Source organism: Candidatus Limnocylindrales bacterium (assembly GCA_035626395.1).
Taxonomy (GTDB): domain Bacteria; phylum Desulfobacterota; class Binatia; order UBA1149; family CAITLU01; genus DASPNH01.
The window spans coordinates 335,128-361,297 of the sequence record DASPNR010000031.1 but is presented as its reverse complement, the minus strand read 5'-3'; the positions used below and the strand labels follow the sequence as shown (position 1 = coordinate 361,297).

Sequence of the window (26,170 nt, the reverse complement as noted above, 5' to 3'; positions counted from 1 at the left end):
GCAGCCGCTATGACCAGGCCCGTCACCGTACCGGTGAGGAGGTTCCAGAACATTCAAGGCTCGCCGCAGCCGGGCGTGGCCAGGCTGACGATGGTCAGGGGAAACATCGACACGAAGCCGCATAGCGGGCCGCGCAGGTACCAGGACCGCGGCACACCGGCGACACCGACGTAGAGGCCGATGAGCATGCGGGCCACGTACCACGCCCACACCGCCACCGGCCCATTCATGTGGAGAATGGAGTACTTGTCCGCACTCGGGCCGTGGAGAAAGAACGGAAGCCAGCCAAGCACGACGCCAAGCAGCGTACACAGCACGATGTAGCTGCTGCGCTCGGTCCAGTGTCCGCCGCCGTGCTCGTCCACCGCCGCCGATCTTGTCGGGCGCCGCCGGGCAACACGAACGGCCATCTGCCGCAGGTCGATGGCGGGCGCCTCGGGCTCCGGCGCCGTCGTCAGCACGCGGGAACGTCGAGCCCCGCCAGCCGCATGACACGCAGCGCGTTGGTGCTGGGCAACGGGCCGGGGCGCAGCGTGTAGTCGAACGTCATGCGGCCGTCGCGAACGTGGTCGCGGAAGTGGACGACGGAAACCTCGTCGGGGTGCTCGCCCGCCAGCTCGGCCAGGCCCAGGTCGTGCGTGGAGACGAGGCTTACGGCCGGCAGCTTGCGCAGGCTCTCCAGGATCGCGATGGCGCCGATGTGCCTCTCGCGCGAGTTGGTGCCGGCAAGGATCTCGTCGAACAGCACCAGCGTGGCGGTGCCGGCGGCGACGCGGTCCAGGCATTGGCGCAGGCGCCGCACTTCGGCGTGGAACAGTGAGGACGCGTCCTTGAGCGAGTCGTGCACGTTCATGCACGTCACGACCGCCAGATTCTCACGCATGGTCATGGCTCGCGCCGGAACCGGCAGGCCGGCCTGCGTCATCACCACCGCAACGCCCGCCGTGCGCAGGAACGTGCTCTTGCCGCTCATGTTGGAACCGGTGACGACGCAGATGGTCCCCAGCGGCGACAGCGACAGGCTGTTGCCGACGCGCGTCGACGCCGGCAGCAATGGATGCGCAAGATCTTCGAACGCCAGGATCGCGCCGGCGCCACCGGCAACGACGGCAGCAGCAGCGCCGCTCGCATCGTCGTCGCCGTGGCCGGCTGCACCATCGCCGTTGCCGGTGCCATCGCCAGCGCCGCTCGAGGCAACAACTGCACGGCCGCCGCAGCCCGCGATGCCCGCATGCACCGACTCCGGGATCGCGGCTCGATAGGACGCCAGCGCGCACAGCGCCTCCAGCATCGCCGCCGCCTCCATCCAGCTCGCCATGTCGGCGCCATGATGGCGCTTCCACGCCAGCAGACGGCGGCGGACGTGCAGGTCGGCGAGCCACAGGACGTCGAAGCTCAGGAGCCACACGACGTTGCGGCGCTGCGAGAGGAGATCGGCCAGCCGCTTCAGCCGCACGAGCGCCTGCGAGGCGCGGCCGGCCTCGCCGTCGCCGTGGACGGCGGCCTGCAACCGCCGCAGCAGCGCGCTGCGGACCTGCATGCCCTCGAGCAGGACCAGCACGCGGCTCCATGCCTCGAGCGTGTCGCGCACGCGCTCGAAGCGCACCACCAGCTCTTCGACGTCGCGCGCGCGCAGCAGCAGCCATCCGTTGAACAGGTAGAACGGCGCCAGCACCGACAAGCCCGCGTCGGTTGTCGCCCACACCACGAACGCGACCGATGCCAGCAAGCCCGCCACGATCTCGAAGCCGATGCGCAGTGGCGTATCGGAGGCTGGCGTCGGCGAGCGCATCCATTCGACGAGAGAGCGTGTGCTGCGCTCGAGCGACTCTCGGTCGCGCTCGTCGCCTGCGCCGCGGTACTCGAGAACGCGAAGCTCCAGTTCCATGTTCTCGCGCAAGTCGAGGCCCGCGGCCAGTTCCTCGATGGCCTCGCGCCGCTCGGCGAGCGTGCTGCGGCCGAAGCTGCCGGCAAGCCACGAAGCGAGCGCGTCGCGGCCGAGCGCGGTGCGGCATGCGTTCAGGCGCTGGAACAGCGAACCGTCGCCGAAGATGTCCAGATCGCCGGCATAGGGATGCTCGGGATCGAGATACTCGCTGCCGTCGGCCTGTCCGAAGGCGAAGTCGTCGTCGAGGCGGCGCAGCGCCTGCTGCAGCCAGTCCACCGAGTACGACAGCCGCACCCGCCGGCGCGACCACAGCCGGCGCACCAGCACCAGCGGAACCAGCGCGCCCAGCGTCAGGATGACGGTGCGCCACGCTGCCGGCTCGAACAGCTGATCGGAGCGTGCGAACAACGCCGCCAGCCCCACCATCAGCACGAGGACCCCGGCGCGGCCGAACCACGCTTCCCGCTGCAGCGCGCTCTGCAGCGCCGATTGGCGCAGCGCCAGGCGCTCGCGAATGCGCGCCAGCTCGGATTGTCGCCGCGACATCGAGGCGCACCGAACCAGCGGACGCCTCTGCGCGCAAACCGGCGCCATGTCGGCCCCCGCGCCGGCCGCCTCGGGCTCAACGGTGGCGCCAGAGGTGCCGCTCGCTCCGTTCGCACCCAGCGCCAGGAGCGTCGTCGTTGCCGCCAAAAAAAAGCGCGCGACGGTGAAACCCGTCGCGCGCTCCTCATCGAGACGACGCCGGCATCGCTGCAGACGCGTCGATCATCGATTTCCTACCAGCGATCGCGGTCGCGGCCGCCACCGCCGTAACCGCCGCCGCCGCCCCCGCCATAGCCACCGCCACGGTTGCCGCCGCCGCCGCCGCCGCCACCACGGCCTCCGCGCTCCCGCTGCTCGGCCTCGCTGATCTTCAGCGTGCGGCCGTCCATCTCCTGCCCGTTGATGGCCGAGATCGCCTTGGTCGCGCCGGCCGCGTCCATCTCGACGAAGCCGAAGCCGCGCGGGCGGCCGGTCTCGCGATCGGTGATCAAGGCAACGGACTGAACTTCTCCATGCGCAGCGAACAGCTTGCGCACTTGCTCTTCGGTGGCACTGAAGGGGAGGTTTCCTACGTAAATCTTCTTACCCATGTCTTCTTTCTTTCTATCCATGCGCGCCAGCGCCGAAGGCGCAGACGCGGTTATTGATTCCGAGCAATCCTCGGCGACTCACAGGTTGGGTCATGCTTCTGTGCAAGCTCAGGGCTGAGCGCTCGACAACTCTCGAAGGGAACAAAACCGCCTCGGTGGGAATGGCGACAGCGTCGATGTGGAGAACATCGAACCCGCGGCCATTTCCGCATGTTCGACGGGCAAATGCCAGTCGGAAATGCCGTTCTGCCTCTCCTGCCCCGTTCTTTTTTTTCGTCGGTGGCGGGATTTCCATCTCGAGCGGGAAGGGATCCGGGCTCCATTTCCCCGCTGCGAGGCCCCGGAGCCGCTCGCAGTCCGGCGTCAGTCCCCATCACTCGGCTCCGACTCGAGCCGTTTCCGGACGCTGCCGCCGCCCGTGACCGTGCATCCGTGCAGGTGGACCCGACACGCCCCAGCTCCCGCGCCGCGGCCCATCTTCGCCATCCATGTGCTGCCAGCACTGCTCCGAATGAGGTTCCGGCCTCTCGACCCAATGCGACTCCGGCACCGTCACGTGGCCCTCTTGTCTGTGGCCGGCGGGCGGTGGCAGCATGAACGCATGCACGCGTCGGGCAAGGCTTTTCTTTGCGGCGCGCTCCTTCTCTGTCCGATGCTGGCACTCCTGGCCGCCGCCTGGCCGGCGCAGGCGCAGGATGCCGAGGGAATCATCGTCTTCAGCTCCTACCGCGAGACGACGACCTACGACCTGTACTCGATCCGTCCCGACAGGACGCAGGAGCGCCAGCTCTTTGCCACCGACGCCTCCGATCACTCGCCCGCCATCTCGCCCGACGGCGGCACCGTACTGTTCTCCAGCGACACGTTCGACTACGTCAGCATCGCCGAGACCGACATAGCCGGCGGAGGCGTGCGGCCGTTTCTTCGGGACGCGAGCACTTACGGCACTCCGGCATGGTCGCGCGACGGCACCACCGTTGCCTTCGCCTCCACGCGCGATGCCGCCGAGCCCGAGATCGCTTTCCAGGATCTGGAAATCTACGTCGCAGGCGCCGGCGGCGACGACATCCGCCGCATTACCGACGCCCCCGGCAACAACTACGATCCGAGCTTTTCGCCCGACGGCAGCCGCATCGCCTTCTACAGCGACCGCCCCGGCACGCACGGCCTCTACGTCGTCGACGCCGACGCCGACATGCCTGGAGCCGGACAGCTCCTGGTTGCGGGCAACGGATCGAGTGGCCTGGACTGGCATCCTTTCGAGGACAAGATCGTCTACACGTGCGGGACGGGGCAGTCGCTGTGCCTGGTCGAATCGGACGGCACGCCGCTGACTCCGATCTTCCTGTTCGGAACCGGTGTCGAATACGCCATCGGGCCCTCGTGGTCGCCGGACGGCCAGTACGTCGCCTTCACCTGCCGCTTCTTCGGCGGCGACCTCAGCAACGGCCTCGAGATCTGCATCATCCGTCCCGACGGGAGCGGCTTCCGCCGGCTGACCGACAACGACTTTCTGGACGCAAGCCCGAGCTGGGGCGTGACGACGCCGAAGCTGCGCGCAACGCTGCTGGTCGAGCCGCCGCAGGTGGAGAGGGGCGGCTTCGTCACCGCCCGCCTGCGCATCACGAATGCCGGCAGCGAGATCCTCCACGACGTCACCGGCGACGTCGCCGTCAGCAACGCCAACCTGACGCTGCTCTCGTCTCCGCAAACCGACACCGCCCCGACGCTGCTGCCAAGCGAGAGCTTCGAGCTCGTGTTCGAGTACTTCGCCAGGCACGCGGGCGTCGTCGAGCTGAGCGGGCACGCGTCGGCGCAGGACCTGGAGGGCGCGCCGGTGACGGCCAAGGCCGACGTGCGGTGCCCTTCGCCCGGTGACGGCGCGGCGCTGCAGGCGGGCTCGGCATCGGGACAGGACGAGCAGACGCCGACGTGCTCGCCCGATGCGGCGGTGGTCAAGATCGTGCACCCGGACTTCCGCCTCGAGCACGAGCTCGAGGACTTCGTCTACGCGCCCGGAACGCAGATCGAGCTCGTCGAGGAGATCTCCAATCGCGCCAAGCACGAGACGTTCACCGAGATCGAGGCGTCGGTGCGCGTCTTCGCCGCCGATGCCGAAGAGAACGCCACCGCCACCGTCACGTCGACCGAGCCCTCGCCGCCCCATGTCGCGCAGATCGGTCCGCTCGACGGCACCGAGATCAAGTTCATGCTCGACGTCGGCCTGCACGATTCGGAGGAGCCGGGCCTGCTCGGCGTCGAGGTCATCGTCACCGGCAAGACCAGCACCGGAGAGCGCGTGCGTGCCAAGACGTCGTGCCCTGCGGGCGCGCGCGAGCCGGTGGCTGACGGCGAGCCCGGCTGCGACCTCGAGACCGGCATCCTGTACCTGCGCGTCGCCGGCGGCTGCGACGTCTCGATCCTGGATGCCTCGCCGCCGATCACCGTCTACCGCGCCGACGCACACGTGACCCGCACCGACACCGGCGCCATCGTCGCGTGCGGCGGCGGCAATGCGCTGTGCACCGTCATCAAGGACCCCGGCGACTACGCCAGCAGGGTCTCGCCGGTCAGCGTCAGCGCGGGCGGAAGCACCAAGAACGTCGGGCAGGAGGTCGTGCTCGAAGCCTCGGTGCTGCTGCCGGAAGGAAAGACCGAAGCCGACATCAAGACGATCCGATGGATCGTGCAGGGCGCCACCATCACCAGCTATCAGGACTTCTCCGCGTTCCGCCGCGGCATGGCCGGCACGTTCCTCTTCAAGGCGAACCAGGAGACCACCAGCCGCATCGTCACCAAGAAGCGCGAGCCGGCCGCCGGCGAAGTCGATTCGGACTGGAACCGGCTGTGGTTCTTCTGGAAGAGCCCGGGCGAGCATTTCGTGCAGGCCACGGTGACGATCGAGGGCGGTCAGGCGCCCGACATCACGTGCAGCAAGGAACTGCGCTTCACGGTCGAGCGCAACCGCGACGATCCGGACCGGCAGCCCGAGAAGCTCTACGCCGGCTGCTGCGAGAAGGCGCTGGACCCGGACCTGCAGGCGCTCGACGGGCTTGGACAGGCCATCGACGGCTTCGCGCGCGTCGGCCGCATGCACGAGCAGCTGCACGCCGAAGACGATGCGCAGCCGGCGTTTCCGGGCGAGAGCTGGATCGGCTTCCATCGCGTCATCGTCGACTCGTTCAATGCCTGGCGGGCCTTCTTCGGTTATCCGGCGGTCGGTATGTGGGACGGCGCGGTTCCCATCCCCAAGCAGGAGAACGGCTACGACACCACCGATCCCTCGCGCTTCACCGACGCTCCGCAATGCGGGCAGACGTTCGCGCCGCCCGAGGCGCTCTGCCCGCTGCCGCCGTGGTTCACGCGCGAGGGCGCAACCGACGGCGAAGGAGCCCCGATCATGCGGCCGATGGAGCCTGTTGCCGGCGGCGACACCTGCCAGGACGAGGGCGGCATGCCGGTGGGAATCGGCCAGGCCACGATCGACGACTTCGCCACGGACCGTGCGCTCGGCTGCATCCTTGCCAAGACCTGGCACTCGAACCTCCACTTCCTGATCAGCGGCGCGATGGCCTCCACCGCTTCCTCGCCGTGGGACCCGGTGTTCTGGCGGCTGCACACTTACCTCTCGGGAGCGGAGATCGGCGGCGAGCCGGGCCTGTTCGCACATCAGGCGGCTGCCGGTACGCACGCCAGCGGAAGCGACCACGGCTCGGCGGGCGCCGTGTCCGCAGCCGGTCCCGCCTCGTCGCTCAAGGAGCGCGCCTCGCGTTCGCGGGGCACGGTTACCGAGCCCGGGCCGGTGCCCGTCTATCTGGCGTGGGAGCTCGCAAAGGCGCAGGGCGCGCCCGGCGTCAGCGTCCATCTTCCGAAGGCGGCCACGCCGGTGGCCGCGCTGCCGACGGTGGTCGTGCAGTTCTGGGAAGACGTCACGGGAGTCGATGCCGCCGACGTCCTCGTGGCCGGATCGCCGGCAACCGACGTCGACGTCGTGCACGTCGACTTCACCGAGCAGGATGGCGGGCGCGACTACCATCTCTTCACGGGCTTTGCCGAGCCGCCACTCGGCGACGTCACGATCCAGGTGCTGCCGGGCGGGATCGAGGACGAGGACGGCAACGACTTCACCGGCTTTGAATGGATCGTTCGCGTCGAAGAAGACGGCGACGGGGACGGCATCGCCGACTCCATCGACAACTGCCCCGACGTCGCCAATCCCACCCAGATCAACACGGACCGTCCGATGTTCTTTCCGCATCAGTACGACGACGGCTCGCACCACCACGGGCATGACGATGTCGGCGACGATCTCGGCGACGCGTGCGACGAGGACGACGACGACGACGGCATCGGCGACGAGGTGGAGGAAGAAGGCTTCGGCGATCCGCTCGATCCCTCCGACGTCGACCTCTGCCCCGACGACGACACCAAGGGCGAGCCCGGCCATTGCGGCTGCGGCACGCCCGACGTCGACAGCGACGGCGACGACATCGTCGACTGCACCGACGAGTGCCCGCTCGAGGCCGCGGATTTCCTCGCGCCGTGCCTGGAGGCCTGCCCCGCGGCCACCTGCCGCGACGTCGACGAGGTGTGCAAGCGCTGCGGGCAGCCGCTGACCGACGGCGAGCTTCCCAAGGCGAGCGACGCGCTGCTCGTGCTGCGCACGGCGGTGGGGTCGGCGCAGTGCACGCCATGCGTGTGCGACGTCAACGCCAGTGGCAGCGTCACGGCGACCGACGCGCTGGCGACGCTGCGCAAGGCGGTGGGAAGCGATCTGATGCTGTCGTGCCCGATGCTCTGAATGCGAGACTGGCCCGACGGCCGCGGCGGCTTCGACTGCGCGCGACTCCTCAACGGACGCGGCGTGAGCGGCAAGCAACCGGCGTGACGCGGCTGCGACCCTTCGACAGGTTCGCAGGATGATGACGCACGGCCTGCAGCTCAGCGCGAATCCCGAAAGCGGCTCGCATCGTTGACGACGGCCGGCGCCGGCAGCGTGGTCTGCCAGCACCCGGCATCCGATGTCAGCAGCTGCGCCACGACGTGCGATTCCTGCGACAGAGGCAGCGCCGGAAGCTCCAGCAGCGGCCCGCGTGCAAGAAGCTTGATGGAGGCCTGGCCCGTCGCGCCTACCGTCAGCTTGAGCTTGGAGAGGCCTTCGGGCGTGGCGTCGCGATCGGCGTACTGGTAGCCCCTGCCGGTGCGGGAGCGCCAGCACGCCCGCGCGGCGCAGGTGCCGCCGGCCGGTGCAGACGTGGTCGCGGCCACCGAGTGCACGTTCGCCGTGGTGTCGTAGATGCACAGCCGGTAGCTCGTCTGGCTGGTCGGGTCGCCGAGCTCGCTCAGCGAAGACGCGCCCTTCCATGTCCAGAGGATGCGGTCGCGCAGGTCCAGCCCGCCGCTGCCGGCTTCGGTGCAGCCCGACTTCGGCTGCGGCGAGGCCGCGCACGTGCCGGCAGCGCAGACGTCATCGTGGCTGCAGGGATCGCCGTCGTCGCATGCCATGCCGTCGGCGGCCGAAGCGTTGCCGGCGCAGACACCGCCGCTGCACGCATCGTTGCCGGTGCACGAATTGCCGTCGTCGCAGGCGACGCCGTTCATCGCACCGGCGTCGCCGACGCACTCGCCGTCCAGGCATTGATCGTTGCCGGTGCATGCGTTGCCGTCGTTGCAGGCGGTTCCATTGCCGGCACCCTGGCAGGACGGCTTCTCGAACGCGCCGATGTCGGGTGCGCCGCCTTCGCTGCGCAGCTGACCGAGAATGTCGTCTGCCGGCATGTTGGCCGGATCCGCCGCGCCGATCGCCGCGCTGCCGGCAGCGGGCACGCCGTGGCTCAGCACCAGGTTCTCGAAGACCTGCTGGATCGTGGTCGATCCATCGGCGAACGTGCCGGACGCCGGGTTCCAGCGCGGTAGCGGCGCCATGTCCGGATCCGGCAGCAGCGGGTCGCCGACGACCGCGCCCGCGTCATCCGCTACCTCGACGATGGACTCGCTGGAGGTCGGGAAGGCGTTGCCGTCGTTCCAGTAAAGGTTGTTGTCAAAGGTGAGGTTCACGGTGGCGCCGCCGCGATTGAACGTGTCGCCCATCGTGCCGCTGGGATCGGACCAGATGTTGTTGTGGATGTGGATGCCGTCGCTGGCCGGCGAGTCGCCGACGGTGACGATGCGAAACCCGTACTCCTTGGCCGGCATGTCGCCGACGATGGTGTTGGCGCGCGCGGTGACGTCCTTGACTCCCTGGAACTGCAGCGGCGAGCGGATCTGCATCGCGTTGTTGCCGAGCATCAGGTTGTTCTCGATCAGCACGCCGACGGCCTCGAAGTTGGCGGTGCCGTCCTCGCCCACGCGCACGAAGCCCTGCCCGCTGCTGCCCTCCCAGTGCAGGAACACGTTGCGCCGCACCGTGACGTCCTCCGAGCCCAGGCGGCCGTCGGAATTGGCGTTGCTGTCCTTGATGACGACGTAGCTGGAGGTGTCGGTGTCGCTGCGCCCGCTGCCGGCGAAGTCGTTGAAGAAGACGTTGCCCTCCACCAGCACGTCCGAGACGCTGTTGATGTCGATGTGCTCGTCGGAGCCGGCCTGGTTGTAGAACATGTTGCCCAGAACCTGCACGGCGCGGGCGTTGTCGTTGATCTTCAGCAGATCATTGTTGTAGCTGTCGTGGAAGATGTTGTTGCGGACGACGATGTTCTCCACGCGCTCGATGCCGGCGGGATCGTCGATGACGTCGGAGACCTGCATCAGGAGCGCGCCCGCGCCGGGGCCGTCGTGCGAGATGTCGAAGCCTTCGAGCGTGATGCCCTTGCCGTAGTAGCAGCGCACCACGCTGGCGTCGTAGCGAAGGCGCGCCTGGTACGGCGTCGAGGAGCGCACGGTCACGCCGGTTTCGAAGCGGCCGCGCAGCTGCACCACTCCGAAGTACGTGCCCGGCGCCACCAGGATCAGGCTGTCGTCGACCGCGTTGTCGAGAGCGTGCGTGATGGTGGCCCATGGGGTGGCCGGCGAGCCGTCGCCGGTCGCGTCGCTTCCCGTGGTGGCGACGTGGTAGGTCGCGGCCAGGGCATGCGCAGGGGCGGCCATCGGACCAGTGGCGAAAGCGGCGACGGCGGCGATCAGCGTCGCCGCGGCTGCGAGCGGGATACGTCGTATAGGCATCGGCGGATTGTTGCCGCTCAGCCCGATGCACGCAATGCAAATGTCACGCCTCCAACGCATTCGCCGCGTCGCGGCGCGCGGCAAAGATTTAGGTCGTGTTAAAGCGCTCGCTCGCGTTGCGTGCGCGATGGCTCTGGCATCGCTGCGCGCAACGGTGTACGTCGATGCAAGGGGAGCGGCGGCACGAGCTCGCGCCGCCGCCTTTCCCCGCCGCAGACGCCAGTGCATGCGGCGTTCGGAGCGCCCCGCCACCGAGATGGAACGCGAATCGCGCAGCCAGAGCCCGAGCGCGCACGCCGATCGTTCGCGCGTCCAGGAACTGCGCCTTGCTGCGGAGCTGTCGACGCTGTTCATCCGCACCCCGTCGGCCGACGTCGATCGTGCCGTCGCGCATGCGGTCGAGCGCATCGGCCATTTCTACGGCGCCGATCTGGTCGCGATGTTCGACATTCCCGAGGACCGACGGGCGGGACGTCTGCGTCACGTGTGGCAGAGCGCGACCTCCGTGGAGCGGCGGCACGGGAAGCCGGTGCGCGACCTGCCGCTGCAGGCGTTCGACTGGCTGCTCGCCAAGCTCGATGACGACATACCGTTCTGCTCCGGTGACGTCTCCGAGGCGCCGGACCGGTTCGACCCGGCAAACTGGCTGACCTCCCGCCAGCTGCGTGCCGTCATGGCCGTGCCGATCGCGCTCGGCGGCCGCCTGTCGTGCTTCCTGGCGCTGCTGGCACACGAGCCGCGGCCGCGATGGACGCGACAGGCCGTGGCGACCGTCAAGATTTTCGGCGAAATGTTCGCCGGTGCGCTCGATCGCAAGGCGGCCGACGCCGAGCGCCAGCGTGCCGACGCCGCCATGCGGCTCATCGCCGGCCTCTCCGCCGACCTCGTCAATCTTCCCAGCGACGACATCGACGCCGCCGTCGACTCCGTCCTCGCGCGTGTCGGCGATTTTCTGGACGCGGACGGCTGCGCCGTCTACCGCTCCAACGACACGCATACGCGCGCGCAGCTCGTGCACGTCTGGAGTCCCGAATACGAGCAACGTCGCGGTGAGTACGAAGTCGTGGCGCTCGAACGGCTGGCGCCGGCCTATGGGGAGCTGCGCGCCGGGCGCACGGCGGCCGTTGCCGACACCGCCTCCCTCGACGACAGCGCCGGAGCCTTTCGCGCGATTCTGGCCCCGTTCGCGGTCCGGTCGATCATCCTGGTGCCGATCATGCTGGAGGGCAGCACCGTCGGCTTCGCCGGCTACGTCTGGATGCGCCGCACTCGTCAGGACCTGATGACGTTCGAGCCGATGCTGCGCCTGCTCGGACAGCTCATCGTCAATGCGCAGGAGCGAAAGCGGGCGGACCAGGAGCTTCGCCGCCTCAATGCCACGCTCGAAGAACGCGTCGAGGAGCGCACGGCGCAGCTGCAGAGCATCAACCGTGAGCTCGGCGCCTTCAGCTACTCGGTCTCGCACGACCTGCGCGCGCCGCTCCGCGCGATCAACGGGTACACGCAGATCCTGCGCGACGAGCACGCCTGGGCCATGAGCGAGCCGGCGCGCGGGCTGCTCGAGGACGTCTGTCGCACCACGCGACGGATGGGCGAGCTCATCGACGCGCTGCTCGGGCTGTCGCGCATCTCGCGCGCCGAGTTCGAGCCCGAGCCCGTGGACTTCGCCACCATCGCCCTGGAGACGCTCCAGCGCCTTCAGCGCGAGCACCCGAGTCGCCACGTGTCATGGAAGGTGGATCAGGGACTGAAAGCGATCGGCGAGCCGCGCCTGCTTCGGATCGCGATGGAGAACCTGCTCGACAACGCGTGGAAGTTCACTAGCAAGCGCCCGGCCGCGCACATCGAGGTCGGAAAGGCCGAGCGCGACGGCCGCGCGCTCTTCTTCGTGCGCGACGACGGCGCGGGCTTCGATCCCCGCCATGCCAGCAAGCTGTTCGGAACGTTCCAGCGCCTGCATCACGCCACCGAGTTCGAGGGGCACGGCGTGGGCCTGGCCTCCGTGCAGCGCATCGTGCGGCTGCACGGCGGCGAGATCTGGGCGGAGGGTGCGGTGGATCGCGGGGCTACGTTCTGGTTCGGGCTGGGCGGCAAGCCGTAACGCAGCTCACCCGCCGAGCGCCACGTTCTCGAACGCCCGCGCGGCCGCACTCAGCACCGGCGCCGGCGCCACGCCGAGCAGCACCGTGGCCACGGTGGCCGCGACCACGATCACGGCCGCATACGGCCGCGCTTCGACCGCGCCGGCGGGCGGATCGAAGTACATCGTGCGCACGACGCCGAGGTAGTAGGCCGCCGAGATCACGCTGTTGAAGACGGCGATGCCCACCAGCCAGAACAGCCCGGCATCGAGCGCCGCGGTAAAGACGTAGAGCTTGCCGATGAAGCCGCCGAGCGGCGGGATGCCGGTCAGCGACAGCATCGCGACGGTCATCGCCACGGCCAGCATCGGATTGGTCTGGCCGAGGCCGGCGTAGTCGGAGATCGCCTCGCGCGGCTGCCCGCGGCGCGCGACGGCGCACATGATGCCGAAGGCGGCCAGGTTCATGGCGGCATAGCCGGCCAGATAGAACAGCACCGCCGCGCCGGCCTCGCTCGTTCCGGCCGTCACTCCGACCAGCAGATAGCCGGTGTGCGCGATTGAGGAATACGCGAGCATGCGCTTGAGGCTCGCCTGCCGCAGCGCCACCAGATTGCCGACCGTCATCGTCACCGCGGCGGCGATCCACAGGATCGGCACCATCTGCTCGTGCAGCGGCGCCAGAGCGACCATCGCCGTGCGCAGCAGTGCTGCAAAGCCGCCGGCCTTGACGGCCGTTGCCATGAACGCGGTGACCGAAGTCGGCGCGCCCTCGTAGACGTCGGGCGCCCACAGATGAAAAGGCACGGCTGCGATCTTGAAGCCGAGGCCGATCAGCACCAGCCCCATGCCGAGCACCACCACCAGATGATCGGTGCCGGTGAGGCTGCCCGAGGAGAGCGCCGAGTGGATGCCGCCGAGCACAGTCGTGCCGGTCATCACGTAGAGCAGCGCAATGCCGTAGAGCAACAGGGCGGAGGCGAAGGCGCCGAGCAGAAAGTACTTGAGCGAGGCCTCGTTGGAGCGCATCTGGCTCTTGAGCGCGCCCGCCAGCACGTAGACGGCCATCGACATGGTCTCCAGGCCGATGAACATCACGATCAGGTCGGTGGCCGCGGCCATCACGACGACGCCCGCCACCGCGAAGAACATCAGCGGGTAGTACTCGCCCTGCACGATTCCGGCGTCGGCGAGATAGTCGACCGACAGCAGCACCGAACCGATGCCGATCACGCACGCCAGAATGTTGAAGTAGGTGGCGTAGCCGTCCAGCGCCAGCGCGTTGCCGTAGACGACATTTGCCGCGAGCGGCTGCATCGAGAGGGCCGCGACGACCGCTAGCCCGATCGCCGTCAGCCAAGCGACGCCGACGAAGCGGCGGCTGCTCGAGAATGCCTCGACAAGCAGGACCAGCGTTGCCCAGCCGCAGGCGACGAGCAGCGGGATGATCGGAGTCAGCGCCTGCGGCATGTCAGTGGGCCTCCTGCTGCTGAGCCTTTTCGGCAGCCTTCAGCTCTTCGAGGCGCCTGCGCAGCTTCTCGATGGCGGCGTTCGGGTCGGACAGATCGCTGTTGCCGTGCACGGTCGTGCCGTGCTGGCCCGGCGCGTGCGAGGGCTTTGCGCCGCTCGAAAAGTGCAGCATCGACGGGCGCGGGCCGGCGGCTGTCGGACGGCCGGGCTGCGCGCGCTCGGCGGCCGGCACCGAACTGGCGGCAGCGGGCATGGCGGCACCGCCCGTGCCGATCTCGCACGCGCCGCCGTCGCTGGCGGCGGCGCTGGGAACGTCGGCGCAGGCGCCGGCGCCGTGCGCCCTGGCAAACGCCGAGGTCTGCGTGGCGTGCGCCAGCGTGGTCTCGACCGAGGCCCGCATCATGTCGAAGAACGGCGCCGGGTAGACGCCCATGAGGACCGCAAGCGCGATCAGCGGCGCGATCACGCCGAGCTCGCGCCGCGACATGTCGGGCATCGATTCGTTGGCGCTGTTGGTGACCGGTCCGAACATCACGCGCTGGTACATCCACAGCATGTAGGCCGCCCCGAGCACGACGCCGCTGGCGGCGATCGCGCCGAGCACCTTGTCGAAGCGGAAGCCGCCCATCAGGATCAGGAACTCGCCGACGAACCCGTTCAGCCCCGGCAGCCCGATCGAAGACAGCATGACGACGAGAAAGCAGACGGCGTAGACGGGCATCACCCGCCACAGCCCGCCGTACTCGGCGATCAGGCGCGTGTGCCGGCGTTCGTAGACGACGCCCACCAGCAGGAAGAGCGCGCCGGTGGAGACGCCGTGGTTGAGCATCTGGTAGACGGCGCCTTCGACGCCGACGGTGGTCAGCGAGGCCAGGCCCAGCATCACGAATCCGAGATGGCTGACCGAGGAGTAGGCCACCAGCTTCTTCATGTCCGGCTGCACCATCGCCACCAGGGCGCCGTAGACGATGCCGACCACCGCCAGGACGCCGATCCAGTAGGCCGCGCCCACCATCACCTCGGGGAACAGCGGGATGACGAAGCGCAGGAAGCCGTAGGTGCCCATCTTCAGCAGCACGCCGGCCAGGATGACCGAGCCGCCGGTGGGAGCCTCCACGTGCGCGTCGGGCAGCCAGGTGTGCAGCGGCCACATCGGAACCTTGACCGCGAAGGCGACGAAGAAGGCGAGGAAGCACAGCTGCGCGGCTCGCTCCGACAGCTCGGTGCCGTACAGGTCGGTCAGCGCGAAGCTGAGGCTGCCGGCAGCCTCGGCGTGCTGGAGCCCGACGTAGATGATCGCGGCAAGCATCGGTAGGCTGCCGACCATGGTGAACAGGATGAACTTGATCGACGCATACATGCGCCGCTCGCCGCCCCAGACCCCGATGATCAGGTACATCGGGATGAGCATCATCTCCCAGAACACGTAGAAGAGCAGTGCGTCGATCGCGACGAGCGTGCCCAGCATCGTCGTCTCCAGCAGCAGCATCGAGACGAGATAGCCCTTGACGCGCTTGTGCACCGAGTCGGCGGCCGAGATCAGCACCAGCGGCGTCAGCACCACAGTGAGCAAGATCAGCAGGAGCGAGATGCCGTCGATGCCGAGGCGGTAGCCCGCGCCGAGCGAAGGCAGCCACGGCAGCGTCTCGAGAAGCTGGAAGTCGCCGCGCGACGGGTCGAACAGGCGCCAGATCCAGAACGCGAGCGCCAGCGGCACCAGCGACACGGCTACGGCCACGCGGCGCATGAGCGTCTCGGCTTCCCGGGGAAGCGCCGAGACCAGGAGCGCGCCGATGGCCGGCGTCCAAACCAGCAGGCTCAGCAGCCGCATCAGCCGGCAACTCCGATGCTCACCGCGAGCACCACAAGGGCCACGCCGATCAGCACCGTCAGCATGTAATGCTGGACGTTGCCCGTCGACCACTGCCGCCACATGCCGCCGAGCGAGCGCGCGGCGGTGGCGCTGCCGTTGGCTATGCCGTCGATGAAGACGACGTCGACGGTGCGCCAGAGGAAATCGCTGACCCGCATCAGCGGCTGCACCACGGTGCGATCATAGAGCGCGTCGACGCGATAGGCCTCACCCATCGAGCGATACAGGCCCTTCAGCCGTCCCGCGATGTCGGCGTCCGCCTCCGGCTCGACCGTGTACATGCGCCAGGCCATCGCGATGCCGAGGAGGCCGGCGCCGACCGATGCGCCCATGAGCGCCAGCTCGGTGGCCACCGAAAGGTCGAGCGCGTGATGGCCGACCGACGGCGCCAGGTAGCTGCCGAACTGGTTGTGCCCGCCAAAGGCGTGCGGAATGCCGACGTAGCCGCCGACGACCGCCAGCGCCGCCAGCACGATCAGCGGAATCGTCATGGCCGAAGGGCTCTCGTGCGCGTGGTCCCAGGTGTGAGAATCGCCGCGGAAGGTTCCGCGGAACGTCAGCACGTACAGGCGCGTCATGTAGAAGGCGGTCATGCCGGCGCCGAGCACGCCCGCCGCCCAGATGCCGTAGTGCCCGCCGGCAAAGGCCGAGGCCAGGATCTCGTCCTTGGAGAAGAAGCCGGAAAGGCCGGGCACTCCGGCGATGGCCAGCACGCCGACGAGGAAGGTCGCGTGCGTGATCGGCATCTTCTCGCGCACGCCGCCCATGCGCCGGATGTCCTGCTCCTCGTGCAGCCCGTGGATGACGCTGCCAGCGCCGAGGAAGAGCAACGCCTTGAAGAAGGCGTGCGTCATGACGTGGAAGATGCCGGCGGCAAAGGCGCCCACGCCGAGGGCCATGAACATGTACCCGAGCTGGGAGACGGTCGAGTAGGCCAGCACCTTCTTGATGTCGTTCTGCGCGATGCCGATGGTCGCCGCCATCAGGGCCGTGGCCGCTCCGATCACCGCCACGACGTTCATCGCGTCCGGCGCCGCCTCATAGAGGCCGTGCAGGCGCGCCACCATGTAGACGCCCGCGGTCACCATCGTTGCGGCGTGGATGAGCGCCGAGACGGGCGTGGGGCCGGCCATGGCGTCGGGCAGCCAGACGTAGAGCGGAATCTGCGCGGACTTGCCGGTGGCGCCGACGAACAGCAGCAGCGCTGCCGCCAAGGCGATGCCCTTGGGGAAGGACGCCGCGTGGGCGTTGATGTCGCTGAAGGCGAGGCTGGCGTGCCCGAGGTCGGCCAGCGCCCAGAAGATCGTGAACGCGCCCAGGATGAAGGCGGCATCCCCGATGCGGTTGACCAGGAAGGCCTTCTTGCCGGCCGAGGCCTTGTCGGGATCGGTGTACCAGAAGCCGATCAGCAGGTAGCTGCACAAGCCCACGCCTTCCCAGCCCACGAACATCAGCGGCAGGTTGTCGCCGAGCACCAGCACCAGCATCGCCGCCATGAAGAGGTTGAGGTAGGCGAAGAAGCGCGCGTAGTTCTCGTCGTGCGACATGTACGCGGTCGAGTACAGGTGGATGAGGAAGCCGACGCCGGTGACGATCATGATCATCACCGAGGCGAGCGCGTCGACGCGGAAGGTGACGCTGGCGCTGAAGTCGCCGGAGGCCAGCCACTGGTAGACCGGGTCGATCAGGGCCGTGCCTTCGGGCGCGCCCATCACCGCCAGGAACGCGCGCGTGGCCAGCGCGAAGCTCACCAGCACGGAAGCGCACGCGACGACGCCGACGGCGGTGCGCCCGAGCCGGTAGCCGAGGAAGACGTGGAAGAGCACGCCCAGCAGCGGCGCCAGCGGAATGAACCGCAGATATGGCGCCGCGATCGTGGCGGCGGCGGTGGCGGTGGCGGCGTGGGCGCCGGTTGCGCCGAAGAGCTGGCTTGCCAGTTCGTGCATCGGGGTGCGGGCTCCTAGCCTCGCAGAAGGGCGATCTCGTCGGCCGCCACCGTCTGACGATTGCGGAACAGGGCCAGGATGACGGCCAGGCCGACGGCGGCCTCGGCCGCGGCCACGGTCATGACGAAGAAGACGATGGACTGGCCGCCCATGGTGCCGAGGCTGTTGGCACCGGCAACGAACGCCAGGTTGGCCGCGTTCAGCATCAGTTCGACCGACATGAAGATGATGATGACGTTGCGGCGCACGACCACGCCGATGGCGCCGATGGCGAACAGCAGCGCGCTGAGCGCCAGGTAGTGCGCGGTGCCGACCATCAGCACGGTCTCCACTCTGCCGTCGCGGCGGGCGGCCACGGGCATGTCCGCGGCGGACACGAAGCGCGAAGCGCGGCGCGGTCCGCCGCAGACACGCCCGCGGCCGCCTTCGCGTGCAAGGCCTTACAGACAGCCATCAGCGATGCCCTCCGGCGGGCGCGTGCACGTGGCCGTGCCCGGAGTGCGGCGCGTGGCCGTGGTCGAGGTGGCTGTGCGCCGCCTCGTGCGCGGCGATCATGCGGTTCTTCTCGTCGGTCTCGTGCTCGGCGGCGGCCATCATGCGGGCGTTGTCGCGCGCGTCCTCTTCCACCGTGCGCTTGGCGAGCACCACCGCGCCGACCACCGCCACCAGCAGCAGGATCGAGGTCAGCTCGAACGCGACGAGGTACTCGGAGAAGAGCTGGCGCGCGAGAACCTTCGTGGTGCCGAACGCTTCATCGAGCACGACGCCACGCCCGCCCGGCACGGTGCTGTCGAGGAGCGCCTTGACCAGAAGAACGGCGACGATGGCGCCGGCCACGAAGCCGGCAGCCGAAAGCGCAGGCCGCTCGTTGATGCCGTGGTCGGACTCCAGGTTGAGCAGCGTGATCACGAACAGGAACAGCACCATGACGGCGCCGGCGTAGACGATGATCTGCAGCGCCGCGACCAGGTGCGCCTGCAGGAACACGTAGAAGACGGCCAGGAAGAACAGCGTGACCACCAGCGACAGCGCGCTGCGCACCGGGTTGCGCGCCAGCACGACGCCGAGCGCGCCGGCCACGGCCAGGGCCGCCAGCGGGTAGAACAGGAGCGCGCTCACTGCGACTGCTCCACGATCAGGATGACGAGCGCCGTCACGATCATGTTGACCAGCGCGATCGGCATCATCGCCTTCCAGCCAAGGCTCATCAGCTGGTCGTAGCGGAAGCGCGGCACGGTCCAGCGCACCAGGATCTGCAGCCAGCAGAAGAACAGCACCTTGATCGTGAACGCGCCCAGCTGCAGCGCGGTCAGCAGCAGGCCGCCAATCTCGATGGGGCTGCCCGAGCCTTCCTTGCCGATGTACGGGACCTGCCAGCCGCCGAAGAACAGCGTGGCCACCAGGCCCGAGACCATCACGATCTCGGCGAAATCCGACAGCATGAACGCCGCCTGCTTGCCGCCCGAGTACTCGGTGTAGTAGCCGGCGATCAGCTCGGACTCGGCCTCGGGAAGATCGAAGGGAACGCGCTTGGACTCGGCGATGCCGGCCACCAGAAGGATGATGAACGCGACCGGCTGGTAGAAGACGCCCCACGCCGGCAGGAAGCCGAAGAGCAGGGCGCCCTGCGCCCGCACCATCTCCTGAAGATCGAGCGTGCCGTAGAGCAGGATCATGCTGACGATGGAGATGCCCATGGCCAGCTCGTACGAGATCATCTGCGCGCTGCCGCGGATGCTGCCCAGCAGCGCCCAGCGGTTGTTGGAGGCCCACCCCGACAGCACCACTCCGTAGACGCTCATCGAAACCATCGCCGAGATGTAGAGGATGCCGACGTCGATGCTCACCGCCTGCAGCTCGATCACGCGACCGCCGATTTCGATGGTGTCGCCGAAGGGCACAGCGGCGAACGTGATGACGGCGGGGAACAGCGACAGGAACGGGGCCAGCGAGTGCACCAGCTTGTCGGCCTTCTCCGGCACGAAGTCTTCCTTGGTGAAGAGCTTGAGCGGATCAGCCATCAGCGTGTTCACGAAGCCGAGGTTGAACGGCATCACGCCGAGGATGTTGGCGCGGTTGGCGCCGATGCGGTTCTGGATGAGCGCGCTGCCCTTGCGCTCGATCCACAGCAGGAACGCCGAAACGTTCAGCACCATGAAGAGCACCACAAGAGACTTTATGCCGCCGATGAGCCAGTCCATGAGCGTTGCCTCGCCGGCCTAGAGCTTTTCGCCGCGCTCGAGCTTGTCGAGCATCTCGAGGACCTGCGCCACCGTCAGGTTTTCGTGGAAACGGTCGCCGAGCTGCAGCATCGGCGCCGTGCCGCAGGAGCCGAGGCACTCGACGCGGTCGAGCGAGAATTTGCCGTCCGGGGTCGTCTGTCCATGGCTGATGTCGAGGCGCTGCGAGATCGCGTTGTAGATGTCCTCGGCGCCGCGCAGGTAGCAGGACAGGTTGGTGCAGACCTGCAGGTGGTACCGCCCCATCGGACGCCGGTAGTACATCGTGTAGAAGCTGACCACGCCCTCGACCCACGCACGCGGCAGATCCATGAGCCTGGCGATGTACTCCTCGACCTGCGGGCTGATCCAGCCGAACTCGCGCTGCGCCAGCCAAAGCACCGTCATCAGCGCCGCGCGCCGTTCCGGATAATGCGTCAGGATCTCCTGATACTCGGCCAGCGCCTGCGGAGAGAACGCGACGGGTCCGGTGGACTGCGCCTTGGTGGTCGTTGCCTGCTGCGACATTTCCTGGACTGCCAGTGGGTCCGACTCAGCGGTCGCACTCTCCGCCGATCATGTTGACCATTCCGAAGATCGCGACGAGGTCGGAGACCATGTGGCCCTTGGCCATGCTCTCCAGTGAAGCCATTCCGTAGAAGCACGGCGGCCGCACGCGCACGCGGTAGGGCCGTCCGCTGCCGTCGCTGACGATGTAGAAGCCCAGCTCGCCGTTGGCGCCCTCACCCGCGAAATAGATCTCACCGGCCGGCACGCGAATGCCCTCGATGACGATCTTGAAGTGGTTCATCAGCCCTTCGATGTTCGTGTAGACATCCTTCTTGTCGGGCAGGACGTAGAGCGGGTTGTCGACGATGATCGGCCCGCCCGGAAGCTGCTTCAGCGCCTGGTCGATGATGCGCATCGACTGCTTCACTTCCTCGAAGCGGACCGCGAAGCGGTCGAAGTTGTCGCCCTTGGTGCCCACGGGCACGTCGAAGTCGAGACGGTCGTAGACCATGTAGGGCGCGGCCTTGCGCAGATCGTACGCGATCCCGGTGGCGCGCAGCATGGGGCCGGTGATGCCGAAGCTCTTGGCCGTCTCCTGCGACATGATGCCGATGCCGACCATGCGATCGGTGAAGATGCGGTTGCGCTCGAGCAGCTTCTCCGCGTCGCCCAGCACCTCGTCGGTGCGCTTCATCGCGTCGCGCACCATCCGCTCGAAGTCCTCGGGGACGTCGCGGGCCAATCCGCCGACGCGGCCGTAGCTGACCGTGACGCGCGCTCCGGTGACGCAGGAATTGAGGTTGTAGAGCAGCTCGCGAGCCTCGTTCATGTAGAAGCCGGCGCTGAAGGCGCCGAGCTCGGTGGCGCCCATGCCGAGGCAGGTCAGATGATCGGCGATGCGAGAGCATTCCGACAGGATCACGCGCAGGTAGGACGCGCGCTCGGGCACGGTGATGCCGCACAGGCGCTCGACGGTCTCGCAGAAGATGAAGTTGTTGATCAGCGGCGAGGCGTAGTTCAGCCGGTCGGTGTACGGAATCGCCTGGCCCCAGGTTCCCTGCTCCACCATCTTCTCGAATCCGCGGTGCAGGTAGCCGACCTCGGTGTCGAGAACCATGATGTTCTCGCCGTCCAGCTTCAGGTTGAACTTGATGGTGCCGTGACAGGCCGGATGCGACGGCCCCATCTGCAGCTCCATCACCTCGGAGAGCGGATCGGCCAGCGTCGTCTCGTCTTCCTTGTTCACGTTCTCGCTGCTCATGGTCTGCCTGTTCGCCTCACTTCTGCGACGGCGCAGGAACGGCTCTGCGTCGCGGCCAGGGCTCCGCAATCGGATCTCGCTCGGGCACCAGCGACTGGCGATGCTGGTAGGCGTAGCTCTTGCGCAACGGGTGCCCTTCGAATTCCGGGTACATGAGGATGCGGCGCAGGTCGGGATGGCCGTCGAAACGCACGCCGAACATGTCGAACACCTCGCGCTCGGCCCAGTTGGCGCCCGCGAAAATGCCGGCGGCCGTGGGAACGTGCGGATCACGCGCGTCCAGCACTGCCTTGACCACCACCTTGCCCGCGTCCTTCAACGACCGGACTATGTAGATGATCTCGATCGTTCCGTGCAGCGCCTCGTAGTCGACCGCCGTGATGTCGACGAAGAGCTCGTAGCCGAGCTCGTCGCGCAGGAAGCGCAGTACCTCGGCAACGCTGGCCGAGGCGACCTCGATGCCCGGCGACTCCCGCGTCTCGAAAGGCCGCGCGGCCGATGCGTCGACGCCGCGTGCGATGCGCGCCGCGAGCTCGGAAGCGTCTAGCGCCATTCCAGCGCTCCCTTGCGCCACGCGTAGACGTAGCCGACGGCCAGGATCGTGACGAAAATGGCCATTTCCACGAACCCGAACAGCCCCAGCTCCCGGTAGATCGCCGCCCACGGGTACATGAAGACGACCTCCACATCGAAGACGATGAAGAGGATGGCCACCATGTAGAACTTGATGGAGAAACGGCCCCAGCCCGGTCCGCTGGGATCGTTGCCGCATTCGAAGGTCTCCCCCTTGATCGCCGTCTTGACGCGGGGGCCGAGCAGGCGGTTCAGGTTGCACATGACGCCGACGATCACGGCGCCAAGCACCAGCGTGAGCAGGACGGAGATGTAGTCGGACATGTCGGAGTTGCCGGCGTGCCGGCCTGGTGCAGCGTAGGTCCGCCGGCGACCGCGCCTTATCGCCAGGGGAGGCGCCGATGTCAAAAAAGCGGGAATACGCGCAAGTGGCTCTTGCCGCACTCGGGAAGGCTCTGTACGAAGCATGGGGTGGCCCTGCCGCGCGTGGCCGCGGCGCGAGTCGAGAGCGCGGCCTCCGGTGACGGCGAACAGCCAACGACTGACGAAGTGGAGCGGAACATGGGTGTTGGTGCGGCAGGCGTACAGCAAGCGCAGGCAGGGTCGATCGGAACGGCAACGATGGATGGTGCGGGAAAGGCACACGCTTTCACGAGCGAGGTCGCCGCGAGGCACTGGCCGGGTGCCTCGGTCGAGCGCATCGCGCCATTGCGCGGCGATGCCTCCACTCGCAGCTATCTGCGCGCCTGGCTGAGCGGCGGCGCGGACCGGGGCGCGCCCGCCAGCGTCGTCATCATGGTCCTGCAGGACTCGGCGGTGGCGATGTCGTCGGAGGAGCTGTCGGTTTACGGCGCGGGTGGTCCCAAGGAGCTGCCTTTCGTCAACGTCGCGCGCTTCCTGTCGCGCCACACGGATGCATTACCCGTGCTTTACGGAGTGGCGCCGGATTCTTCTCTGATCGTGCTCGAAGACGTCGGCGACGTGCCGCTGTGGGACGCCGCCCGCAGCGGAGATGCGCAGGAGCTGTTCGGCAGCGCGCTCGACCAGATCGCCGCGCTGCAGGCGCGTGCGGTGGACGACGGCAGCGGCTGCTACGCCTTCACGCAGGCCTTCGACGAGCGGCTCTTCACGTGGGAGTTCGAGCATTTCCTCGAGTTCGGCCTCGGCGCGGCGCCGTCGTCGCTGATCGAGGCCAGCCGCCGCGAGCTTCATTGCGTCGCGCAGCGCCTCGACCGTCTTCCGCGCGTCTTCGCCCACCGCGACTACCACGCCTGGAACATCCACTACTGGCAGGGGCGCCTGCGCTTCATCGACTTCCAGGACGCGCTGCAGGCGCCGGCGCTCTACGACGTCGCCTCGCTCCTGACCGACCGCATGACGCCCGAGCTGATCGTGCCGGCGCTCGCCGACCGGCTCGTGCTGCGATTCTACGAGCAGCAGACGGCCGGGCGCCTGGGCAGCTTCGAGGAGACTCGCGCCAGCTACATGCTGCTGGCGCTGCAGCGCGTGCTGAAGGTCGTCGGCCGCTTCAACTACCTGGCCGACGTCAAGGGCAAGCCGGCGTATCGAGCCATGCTGCCGGTGGTGTGCTCGACGGCACGACAGCTGCTGGCCTGCGCCGATGGCGTGACGGCCACCGCCGAGCTGTTCGCTCTGGCGGCCCGTGACGGCACCGATGCCGGCATCGGTGCCGCGCAGTGATCTCGACCGCCGGCGCATGAGCAACGAGATCCGCGCCATGGTGCTGGCCGCGGGACGCGGTGAGCGCCTGCGGCCCCTCACCGACACGGTGCCCAAGCCTCTGGTCAACGTCGGTGGCAAGCCGCTGATCGAGTATGCGCTCGAGTGCGTGGCGAGCGCCGGCATCGGTCGCGTCGTCGTCAATCTCCACCACCTCGGCGATCAGATTCGCGACCATCTCGGCGACGGGGCGCGCTTCGGGCTGGCCATCGACTACAGCCCGGAGAATCCGCTGCAGGACACCGGCGGCGGCATCCGCGACGCCAGACGCCTTCTCGGCGATTGCACGTTCGTCACTCTCAACTCCGACACGATCGTCGACGTCGATCTGCGCGCAGTGATCGATTTCCACCTGGCGCGGCGCGCCGCCGCTACGCTGGTGCTGCAAAAGCATGATCGCATGGAGCAGTTCGGGCTGATCCGCACCGAGCCCGACGGGCGCATTGGAGCGTTCCTGCAGCACGTCCGCCCGAACGCGCAGCACCCCCTGGAGCCCTTCATGTACACGGGAGTGCAGGTTCTGGAGCCGGTGGTGTTCGACTACATGCCGCCCTCCGAGCCGTTCTCGATCACCCGCGTGACCTACCCGCAGATGCTGGTCGCCGAGCAGCCTATGTATGGATACCGCTTCGACGGCACCTGGATCACCGTCGGCACGCCGCAGGAGCTCGCCGAAGCCGCAGCGCTGCTGGGGATGCGCAGTGGTGGGGCCTGGACAACGCAGAGCGTCGAAATGTAAACTTCGTCAATAAAGGGGCACGGCCGCCGCGCCGCAGACGCCCCGACGAGGTTCACAACGGTCATGGGCATCACCATCATCCAGAAGAGCGACCTCTCGACCCGCAAGCGAAATCCGAAGGTCGCGCTGGTGCTTGCCGGTGGTGCAGTCACCGGCGGCGCTTTCAAGCTCGGTGGCCTGAAGGCGCTCGACGACTTCCTGATCAACCGCAAGACCACCGACTTCGATCTCTACGTGGGCCTGAGCGCCGGCGCGCTCCTGTCGGCCCCTCTGGCCGCGGGCGTGGCCCCGTCCGAAACGCTGCGGGCCCTCGACGGCAGTTCCAACATCGTCTCCCGGTTCCTGCCTCGCCATTTCTACCAGCCCAACTACGAAGAGCTCGCGCGCAAGCCGGTCGCGTTCGTGGCCGACCTGGCGTTGTACGTGCCGCGCACGCTCTCGCGCATGATCGGCAGTTCGCCGCATCTGGTGGAGAAGCTGCGGCCGGCAGTGCGGCTGTTCCAGAGGAACCCGTCCCTGGCGACCTTCCAGGACGTGGCGGCACCGGTCGTGCAGGAGCTTCTGGCCGGCCGCATCCCGATGCCGCAGGACTACCTGCCCTCGGGCCTGTTCGACAACAGCAACATCGAGCTGTACCTGCGCGAGAACTTCGAGCGCAATGGAATCCCGAACGATTTCAAATCCTTCCACGAGCAGGTCGGCAAGGAGCTGTACATCTGCGCGATGAACCTGGACACGGCCGAACAGGTCGTCTTCGGGCACAACACGGATTCGTCGGCGACGATCTCCCAGGCCATCCAGGCCTCGACGGCGCTGCCGGGCTTCTACAAGCCCGCGCGCATCAACGGCATCGACTACGTGGACGGTGGCGTGCGCCGCACGGCCAATCTCGACGTAGCCATCGAGCACGGCGCCGACCTGATCATCTGCTACAACCCGTTCCGGCCCTTCTCCAATCGCGTGCATCGGCGCTATGACATCGACAAGGGGGAATGGGTCAGCGAGGGCACGCCCATCGCCGACTCGGGCATGGTCGGCGTGATCAATCAGGTCTTCCGGACCCTGCTCCACACGCGCCTGCAATACGGACTGCGCGAGTACCAGAACAACGACCAGTTCCACGGCGACATCATCGTGGTGGAGCCGGCCGACACCGACGTGCACATGTTCGGGATGAACCCGCTGGCCCTCTGGGATGGCCCGCGCGCCGGCCGTCGCGGCTACACGTCGGTGACGCATTCCATCGACACCCACTACGACATCATCAAGCAGATCCTCGGCTCGTACGGGATTCTGATGACGCGCCGCGAAGTGCGGGCAGGCCTGGAGAAGATGAACCGCGGCAGCTTTGGCGAGAGCAGCGCCGAGGTCCTGCTGCGCGACGTGCCGCGACGCAACCTCGGCGTGGCCTAGTCGTACGGAGTGCCGGTCGGTAGCGGCCCGAGCTACCTCGCAGAGCGCGGCCGTGGGCTTGCCCGCGGCCGACACGAAGCGCGAAGCGCGGCGCGGCCCGCCGCGGACACGCGGCCGCGCTCAGTGTGCCCGCCGCCGAGACGCGAGAGGCCGGCACGCCCTTG

Annotated in this window: 19 protein-coding genes; 5 read left to right on the top strand and 14 right to left on the bottom strand. The window is 68.1% G+C overall.

From position 1 onward, the window contains the following. Positions 1–53: 53 nt before the first annotated feature. From VEC57_13090 to VEC57_13080, 3 genes are all read right to left on the bottom strand, one after another. Entirely contained in the window at positions 54–461 is a 408-nt protein-coding gene (locus VEC57_13090) for a hypothetical protein (protein HYC00062.1), read from the bottom strand. Next, a complete protein-coding gene (locus tag VEC57_13085; protein ID HYC00061.1) occupies positions 455–2,434 on the bottom strand; it encodes a hypothetical protein in 1,980 nt (659 codons plus the stop codon). The genes VEC57_13090 and VEC57_13085 overlap by 7 nt, the downstream gene beginning before the upstream one ends. 233 nt (positions 2,435–2,667) lie before the next feature. Beyond that, the gene (locus VEC57_13080) at positions 2,668–3,024 is read right to left on the bottom strand and encodes an RNA-binding protein (GenBank protein HYC00060.1); all 357 of its coding nucleotides are present in this window, start codon (positions 3,022–3,024) and stop codon (positions 2,668–2,670) included. Positions 3,025–3,676: 652 nt separating this feature from the next. Between VEC57_13080 and VEC57_13075 the strand changes: the two genes are divergently transcribed. Continuing rightward, on the top strand, positions 3,677–7,825 hold the full coding sequence (locus VEC57_13075) for a hypothetical protein (GenBank protein ID HYC00059.1): 4,149 nt from the start codon (positions 3,677–3,679) through the stop codon (positions 7,823–7,825). A 140-nt stretch (positions 7,826–7,965) separates the two neighbouring features. Here the strand turns inward: VEC57_13075 and VEC57_13070 are convergent, their stop codons facing one another. Then, positions 7,966–10,182 (bottom strand): choice-of-anchor Q domain-containing protein, encoded by a 2,217-nt coding sequence (locus VEC57_13070; protein ID HYC00058.1) that lies wholly within the window; start codon positions 10,180–10,182, stop codon positions 7,966–7,968. Between the two features lie 127 nt (positions 10,183–10,309). Between VEC57_13070 and VEC57_13065 the strand changes: the two genes are divergently transcribed. Then, positions 10,310–12,283, top strand: coding sequence for an ATP-binding protein (locus VEC57_13065; protein HYC00057.1), 1,974 nt, complete (start codon positions 10,310–10,312; stop codon positions 12,281–12,283). A 6-nt stretch (positions 12,284–12,289) separates the two neighbouring features. Here VEC57_13065 and VEC57_13060 read toward each other — a convergent pair whose 3' ends face one another. The 10 genes from VEC57_13060 to VEC57_13015 all read right to left on the bottom strand — a co-directional run bounded on the left by VEC57_13060 (position 12,290) and on the right by VEC57_13015 (position 22,438). Continuing rightward, a complete protein-coding gene (locus VEC57_13060; protein HYC00056.1) occupies positions 12,290–13,732 on the bottom strand; it encodes an NADH-quinone oxidoreductase subunit N in 1,443 nt (480 codons plus the stop codon). Position 13,733: 1 nt separating this feature from the next. After that, the gene (locus VEC57_13055) at positions 13,734–15,563 is read right to left on the bottom strand and encodes an NADH-quinone oxidoreductase subunit M (protein ID HYC00055.1); all 1,830 of its coding nucleotides are present in this window, start codon (positions 15,561–15,563) and stop codon (positions 13,734–13,736) included. Beyond that, a complete protein-coding gene (gene nuoL / locus VEC57_13050) occupies positions 15,563–17,551 on the bottom strand; it encodes an NADH-quinone oxidoreductase subunit L (GenBank protein ID HYC00054.1) in 1,989 nt (662 codons plus the stop codon). The genes VEC57_13055 and nuoL overlap by 1 nt, the downstream gene beginning before the upstream one ends. A 14-nt stretch (positions 17,552–17,565) precedes the next feature. Further along, positions 17,566–17,913, bottom strand: a complete 348-nt coding sequence (gene nuoK / locus VEC57_13045) for an NADH-quinone oxidoreductase subunit NuoK (protein HYC00053.1) — start codon at positions 17,911–17,913, stop codon at positions 17,566–17,568. A 91-nt stretch (positions 17,914–18,004) separates the two neighbouring features. Next, positions 18,005–18,670 carry an NADH-quinone oxidoreductase subunit J gene (locus VEC57_13040; GenBank protein HYC00052.1) on the bottom strand — a complete coding sequence of 222 codons (666 nt, stop codon included), beginning with the start codon at positions 18,668–18,670 and terminating at the stop codon, positions 18,005–18,007. Continuing rightward, a complete protein-coding gene (locus VEC57_13035; GenBank protein HYC00051.1) occupies positions 18,667–19,752 on the bottom strand; it encodes a complex I subunit 1 family protein in 1,086 nt (361 codons plus the stop codon). The genes VEC57_13040 and VEC57_13035 overlap by 4 nt, the downstream gene beginning before the upstream one ends. Before the next feature lie 18 nt (positions 19,753–19,770). Beyond that, positions 19,771–20,298, bottom strand: a complete 528-nt coding sequence (nuoE, locus tag VEC57_13030; protein ID HYC00050.1) for an NADH-quinone oxidoreductase subunit NuoE — start codon at positions 20,296–20,298, stop codon at positions 19,771–19,773. A gap of 25 nt (positions 20,299–20,323) precedes the next feature. Continuing rightward, the gene (locus tag VEC57_13025) at positions 20,324–21,541 is read right to left on the bottom strand and encodes an NADH-quinone oxidoreductase subunit D (GenBank protein HYC00049.1); all 1,218 of its coding nucleotides are present in this window, start codon (positions 21,539–21,541) and stop codon (positions 20,324–20,326) included. 16 nt (positions 21,542–21,557) lie between these two features. Next, a complete protein-coding gene (locus tag VEC57_13020) occupies positions 21,558–22,094 on the bottom strand; it encodes an NADH-quinone oxidoreductase subunit C (protein HYC00048.1) in 537 nt (178 codons plus the stop codon). Next, a complete protein-coding gene (locus tag VEC57_13015; protein HYC00047.1) occupies positions 22,085–22,438 on the bottom strand; it encodes an NADH-quinone oxidoreductase subunit A in 354 nt (117 codons plus the stop codon). Before VEC57_13015 ends, VEC57_13020 begins: the two co-directional genes overlap by 10 nt. A gap of 297 nt (positions 22,439–22,735) precedes the next feature. On the opposite strand from VEC57_13015, the gene VEC57_13010 reads away from it, so the two are divergent. The 3 genes from VEC57_13010 (at position 22,736) to VEC57_13000 (ending at position 26,006) form a co-directional block, all read left to right on the top strand. After that, on the top strand, positions 22,736–23,815 hold the full coding sequence (locus VEC57_13010; protein HYC00046.1) for a phosphotransferase: 1,080 nt from the start codon (positions 22,736–22,738) through the stop codon (positions 23,813–23,815). A gap of 16 nt (positions 23,816–23,831) precedes the next feature. After that, on the top strand, positions 23,832–24,593 hold the full coding sequence (locus VEC57_13005) for a nucleotidyltransferase family protein (protein ID HYC00045.1): 762 nt from the start codon (positions 23,832–23,834) through the stop codon (positions 24,591–24,593). Positions 24,594–24,656: 63 nt separating this feature from the next. Further along, positions 24,657–26,006, top strand: coding sequence for a patatin-like phospholipase family protein (locus tag VEC57_13000; GenBank protein HYC00044.1), 1,350 nt, complete (start codon positions 24,657–24,659; stop codon positions 26,004–26,006). Positions 26,007–26,170 lie beyond the last annotated feature (164 nt).